Annotated in this window: 6 protein-coding genes; 3 read left to right on the forward strand and 3 right to left on the reverse strand. The window is 50.0% G+C overall.

The genetic code is table 11. The annotated features are described in order from the left end of the window. Window positions 1–801, reverse strand: coding sequence for an arginine deiminase-related protein (locus AAH187_RS18560; protein WP_342349977.1), 801 nt, complete (start codon window positions 799–801; stop codon window positions 1–3). Window positions 802–816: 15 nt separating this feature from the next. Beyond that, window positions 817–2,055, reverse strand: coding sequence for a TIGR00300 family protein (locus AAH187_RS18565; RefSeq protein ID WP_342349978.1), 1,239 nt, complete (start codon window positions 2,053–2,055; stop codon window positions 817–819). A gap of 221 nt (window positions 2,056–2,276) precedes the next feature. On the opposite strand from AAH187_RS18565, the gene AAH187_RS18570 reads away from it, so the two are divergent. Beyond that, window positions 2,277–2,903, forward strand: a complete 627-nt coding sequence (locus AAH187_RS18570; RefSeq protein WP_342349979.1) for a hypothetical protein — start codon at window positions 2,277–2,279, stop codon at window positions 2,901–2,903. A 22-nt stretch (window positions 2,904–2,925) separates the two neighbouring features. Here AAH187_RS18570 and AAH187_RS18575 read toward each other — a convergent pair whose 3' ends face one another. Beyond that, entirely contained in the window at window positions 2,926–3,576 is a 651-nt protein-coding gene (locus tag AAH187_RS18575; RefSeq protein WP_342349980.1) for a HEAT repeat domain-containing protein, read from the reverse strand. 55 nt (window positions 3,577–3,631) lie between these two features. Here AAH187_RS18575 and AAH187_RS18580 point away from each other — a divergent pair, with 55 nt between their 5' ends. Together AAH187_RS18580 and AAH187_RS18585 are read left to right on the forward strand one after the other, a co-directional pair. Continuing rightward, on the forward strand, window positions 3,632–4,414 hold the full coding sequence (locus AAH187_RS18580) for a ribonuclease Z (protein ID WP_342349981.1): 783 nt from the start codon (window positions 3,632–3,634) through the stop codon (window positions 4,412–4,414). A 548-nt stretch (window positions 4,415–4,962) separates the two neighbouring features. Continuing rightward, complete coding sequence (locus tag AAH187_RS18585; RefSeq protein ID WP_342349982.1) at window positions 4,963–5,433, forward strand: cupredoxin domain-containing protein; 471 nt, start codon at window positions 4,963–4,965, stop codon at window positions 5,431–5,433. The last annotated feature ends 144 nt before the right edge of the window (window positions 5,434–5,577 follow it).

Genomic DNA, 5,577 nt, shown 5'->3' on the forward strand with positions numbered 1-5,577 from the left:
TTAATCCAGCGCCAGAGTCAGGCATTTGGCGGAGCCACCGGCCTTGAGGAATTCATCCAGTTCAACTGGATGGGTGATGTAGCCCCGTTTGTGTAACCATTCCATCGTTTCCGGGCATCCGGTCGGCAGCACGACATGGCGATCAATGCACACAGCATTGCAGGCAAACCGCTCGCCTTCCTGGGATGGGACTTCAAATCGTTTGTCCTGTTTTATGCGGGAAGCCAGCACGGTTTGGGCGTACGTATCGAAACAGGAAGGAAAGTAGAGGAGCTCTCCTCCACTGAGGGGACAAAAGCAGGTATCCAGATGGTAAAACCGTTGATCCACCAATTCGACAGGCATGATTTCTTTCTGGAAAATTTCTGACAACTGGACATAGGCGCGGATATCACTACGTTGCCGGTAGCCGCCGATCCAGAAATCCCGAAATCCCAATAAGTCTCCGGCCCCTTCAAAGTTTATGTCGGGGTCAAGGTTGATGACTTCATAGCCCTTCCTGGTGAACCAATCAATGAAATGCCGTTCCTCACCCTGCCGTTCCGGGTGGCGGAATTGGCTGGGAACCGCCTTGCCCTCGTGGATGACACCCGCATTGGCGGTAAACACCAAATCAGGTAGTTTTGGTACCGGTTCCATGAATTCAAGTTTGGCTCCTACCTCGTTTTCCAGTACCTGGGTCAGCGTTTTCCATTGTGCCCTGGCGCGATCTCCATTGGATTGATTCGACACTCTCATCCATGGATTAATTTCATATTCGATACCAAAATAATCCGGGGGGCACATCAATAAACGGCTCATGGTATTGGTATCCTGCTATCCTTTCCAACCAAGTTCGCGAGCCAATTCCCATAAAAACGAAGAAGAATCCATCACGAGTCCGACGGCTTGAAAGCTTCCACGGTCACTCAGTTTTGTGGGAACGGCAGGATTGATATCGACACAGACGGTTGGTGATGACGCCGGGAGCAAATTTCCAGTCGCCACGGCATGCAGGGTGGAGGCCACCAACAAGGCTAACCCCACGCCGGGAATGGCGGCGCGCATGGCCTCTTGGGCTTGAATGGAATCGGTAATGACGCCCGGCAAGGGGCCGTCGTCGCGAATGGTCCCGGCCAGCACCATCTGGACCCGCTGTCGTATGCAGGCGGCCATGATTCCTTCTTTGATTAATCCACTTTCGATAGCTTTTTGAATGCTTCCCAAGGCCCGTATACGATTGATCGTGCGAAGGTGGTGCTCATGTCCGTGAGGCACGGAACGGCCAATACCCAAATTGTATCCCAATGACGTTCCGTACAGGCTCGCTTCCATGTCGTGAGCGGCCAGGGCATTCCCGCAAAAGAGCACATGGATGTATCCCGCTTCGATGATCCAGGCCAGGGCTTCCCGTCCTCCCGCATGGATGATGGCCGGACCACCGGCAAATAACACCTTACCGGACCCCTTGCCATCTTTTCGTTGTTGTTGAATGGCCTTCATCCGTTTGGCCACGTCTGCGATGATATGGTGGTGAGGACGTTCGGAAGAAACCTGGGCTTCCATGAAACCGAACACATCCCGTTCTTTTGGTCGTTCCAGTGGAAACACCCGAACCCCTTTTCGTCCCGTGACGACCAGGTCGCCTTTTTCCACCGAGCCCATGGAAACCATCCGGGCGGAAAGTGGAGAGGTCTTGAGTATGATGGCCACATCCATTTCGGGTTGCGGGACATCGATCCAGTTTCCCTGCCACCGTATTTGAGTGGACAGGTGAGAGGTCGCGTAAAAATCCTCAGGTAAAATTCCATCAGCCGGGGCTGGCTCAACCGTGCAGTCTTCCTCGGTTTCAATCACTGCCCCATGGGGCTGAATGGTTTTCAGGATTTCCTGTAGTAACTCCCTAGTAGGAGCTTCAATCAGGATGGTGGCATGTGACGTGTCCTCCCGTCGGGTTCCTACCGTCACTTCAGAGAGGGTAAAGGTTCCCCCCAACATGACAATCGCATCCAGGACCTTCGCTAAGATCAGTGAATCAATGATATGCCCTTGGATGGTGATGGATTGAACGATCATTTTTTTATTTTACCATGAAATTCTGCAAAGACTTGAAGTAAAAATCGTTTGGGAGTTCATCGTTTTGCACGATGCCGAAGAGGCGTTTGGGTAGTTTTTATTCAAAACGCCATGGCCTTTTCTATCAGACTATGTACAGGAAACCGCAGAAGATTCATTCTTATCCGTTTCCTTCCGGTGCTATACTATGAGAATCTATCATTTGCCAGGGGGAATCAAGTTTGAACCATCATCTTTGTACTGTTCTTCTCATTATTGGACTCGCTGGGGGTTCTTGGGAGCAGGGATTGCAGGCTACTGCATGGGCCTCACCCGGAACGGATGTCTTTCAAGGCTTCACTCAACACATCGGCGCTCAAATCGGAAAAGATAAACAGGAATTTGCAATCGCCGATTCCTGTACGGTGTATTTTTATCAACATTTGAAAAAGAAACCCCGCCCGGAGGTTGAGCGCATTCATTTCTCCCCCCTCTCACAAACAGGGCTTAATTACGATTGTGGGAAGCTCTTTCCCGAGGGGTTGGAGCAGGCCAGGGAGGCCTTTGGGAACACGCAACAACGGCTCTCCCTCAGCCTCACCTTCTATCAAATGGCTTTAGTGGGAGATGGGGATGATAACCAGGAATATAGTGCGCAAGAAATTCAGGATGTCCTGGAAGCTTTCGGGTTACCGTACCTTGATGGACTCCCCCATGGAGGGTATGTCATAGCCCTGACGGGTCTGTTCGAAAGTATTCGCCATGAGGTTCAATTCAAATTCCTGATGGAGGGGATGCAGGTGTTGATGAACAAGGGGTATCGCTTTACCGACACTGATCAGGCGGCATTGAATCGGGAGCTTAATTGATGGTCAAAGAGGGGGAAGCTCTCTATCGTATTCGTTCTAACGCTTCTTTTGAGCGGCTGCGGACGGTCTGGTCCCAGTCTTCTTTCATCTTTTCTTCCAGTTTCGCCTTCGCCTCTTGAGCCCGCATGCGGCCCAGGGCTAAGGCGGCACAGGCTCGCACATGGGCATGGTCATCTTCCAACGCCCGAATCAATAAGGGGATTGAGGGGTGATGTTTCAGAATTCCCAGGTAACTGGCTGACATTCCTCGTATGCGATGTTGTTTGTCACCTATGGCCGTCTTCAATGTCCAAATAAAGAGTTCCGCCATCGGTTCGGTAACTGTGTCCAATCCCTCGGCCTCGAATTGGTTCACTTCAATGAGGGTAAAGGCAAGATCTCGCCGTTTTTGGTTTGAGGGTTCTTTTTGAAAGCGTTGGAGGAGTCGATCACGAAGCTGAAGGCGCTCTTTGCGAGCTCGCCATTTTTTTGTGCCAATCCATACGCTTATCCCCAGCACGAGAACGCCTCCAAGTATGGGTAGGATCTCATCGGTGATGTAATCCTGAGTGTCGAAGGTCAGATGATTCCATATCCAAATGGCTGCTACGATCAAACCAAGCCCTAGCAATCCGACAAACGGATTAATAGCGCGATTGGTTTCCTCCGGTTGTGTTTGGGTGGGGCTTGGCATCAATTCAAAGGGCTAATTAATATCAGTTTCTGAGTGAAATAAGGCGAGCATTCTCATGCAGGTTACCATCTTAGGCTCCGGCACCAATATCCATCCCACTCGGGGAGCTGCCGGGTACCTTTTTCAAACGGACCGGCCTATTCTACTTGATTTCGGTCCACGAACGCTCTCTAATTTACTGAAAACCGGTGTGGATCGCCATACGATCCAACACCTACTTTTTACCCATTACCATGCGGATCACTTTTCGGATTTTATACCATTTTTCTTTGATGCCGTGTGCCATTCAAAGTTCGCGGCCGTTCGACCAGACCTCACCATTTATGGTCCACCCGGGACCAAGCGACTCTTTCGGGCGATGTTCCGGACATTCCCCAATTTTTCAAAAACTCCCTTTCGGGTCACTCTTCAGGAAGTCAATAATCAGCCATTTTCGATTGGCGCCACCCGGATCACGCCATTGCCCATGACCCATTCTGATCAACAGACTTGTCTCGGCTATCGTCTGGAGTATCAGGGCCGGTCAGCGGCCTTTTCGGGAGATGCCATGGCTTCTCAAAATCTCGTGAGTCTCTGCCGAGATGCTGATGTGGCTATTTTGGATTGCTCTTTTTCGTCTCATCAGCCCGGTGGATCGCATATGCATGCGGAAGAATGTGGAAAAGTAGCGGAAAAGGCCAAGGTCAAAAAACTTGTTCTTTCGCATTTCTATGAAGCTGCCGACCGGTCGAACGTCGTGGCTCAAGCCCGCCGATTTTTCTCAGGACCCATCATCAAAGGAAAAGACCTCATGACCTTCCAAGTCGGGCGGGCATTGCCAACAAGCATAGGCAAATGAAGCGAATCCAGCCGCTGACCTGACCCCCTATACTTTTGGCTACTTTGCAATTACCAGAGCCTCCACCTGAAATCCTCTAATAACTCACTGCCTGCAAGTCGGCTCATCGGGCTGACGCTCAAATCAAAGAGCGGACCTTGTCTGAGCCCGGCGAGTTGGTCCGCTACTCCGTGGCTTGCGTCAGAACGATTTCATGTGCCGACTTGGGCGGAAATGGTTTTGGGTCCTTTTGCCGAAACAAAAGGACCTCGGCTACCGGGCCGAAACCCGGTTCTTCCAAGTGGCAAGGTAAAACCACAACGCATGGAGATGAAGATAAATGTCAGGCGGTGGAAACTCTCATCGACAGACTCCAATCGCCAAATGATGCCAAGCGCGACATTTCTCCTATACCAAATTGAGGATTTTTGCATCACTTCCTTATGCAAGAAAATTTTCTTTCCTGAAAAATCAAAGTGATCTTTTCCTGAGATATTGGCACAGGTCTTGATTATTTCAGATTGTAGGATATTTTATTTACCGAATTAATCTTTTACCAAGGAGTCTTTATGATTTACATTCCTAAAGGCCTAACTTACATTTTGGGCACAATGTTTCTGGTGATGTTTGGATCCACGCTGGCGGTTGCAGGCTCCACGATTAATGTCATGATTAAGGACAACGGCTACCAAATTTCAGGTAGCTCCTCCGGGACCGGGACTCCCGGTTTTTCGATGGCGGCTGGTGAGGAAAACGTGATCATTTTAAAAAACGAAAACCACACTAATCATTCCTTTGTCTCGAAAGCATTCAAGGCAATGGATGTAGTGGTCACTGGAGAAGCGGAGAAGGTCAATGATGGAGATGCCACCGGGTGGATAGTGGAGCCAGGCAAGACAGTCCAGCTCAAATTTACCCCTTCGGTAGGAAAAGATTTTTCAGGCAGCTGGGATGTCTTCTATTGCACCATTCACGGGAAAGACAAAATGAAAGGTGAATTAGTAGTTGCCGATACCAGAGGAGGGGCTGGCGCTTTTTGATCTTTAATCAGGATGTTTGAAGGGATGGGTCGCTGAAATAACAAATTTCAGCGACCCTTTTGTATTTGGACAAAAGTATTACGAACGAGGGTCATCCATCAGCAGGTTCTGTCAAGTGGGCACACCACCTCTCTCGCGGTTGTT

The organism is uncultured Nitrospira sp. (assembly GCA_902500695.1).
In the GTDB taxonomy this organism is placed as follows: domain Bacteria; phylum Nitrospirota; class Nitrospiria; order Nitrospirales; family UBA8639; genus Nitrospira_E.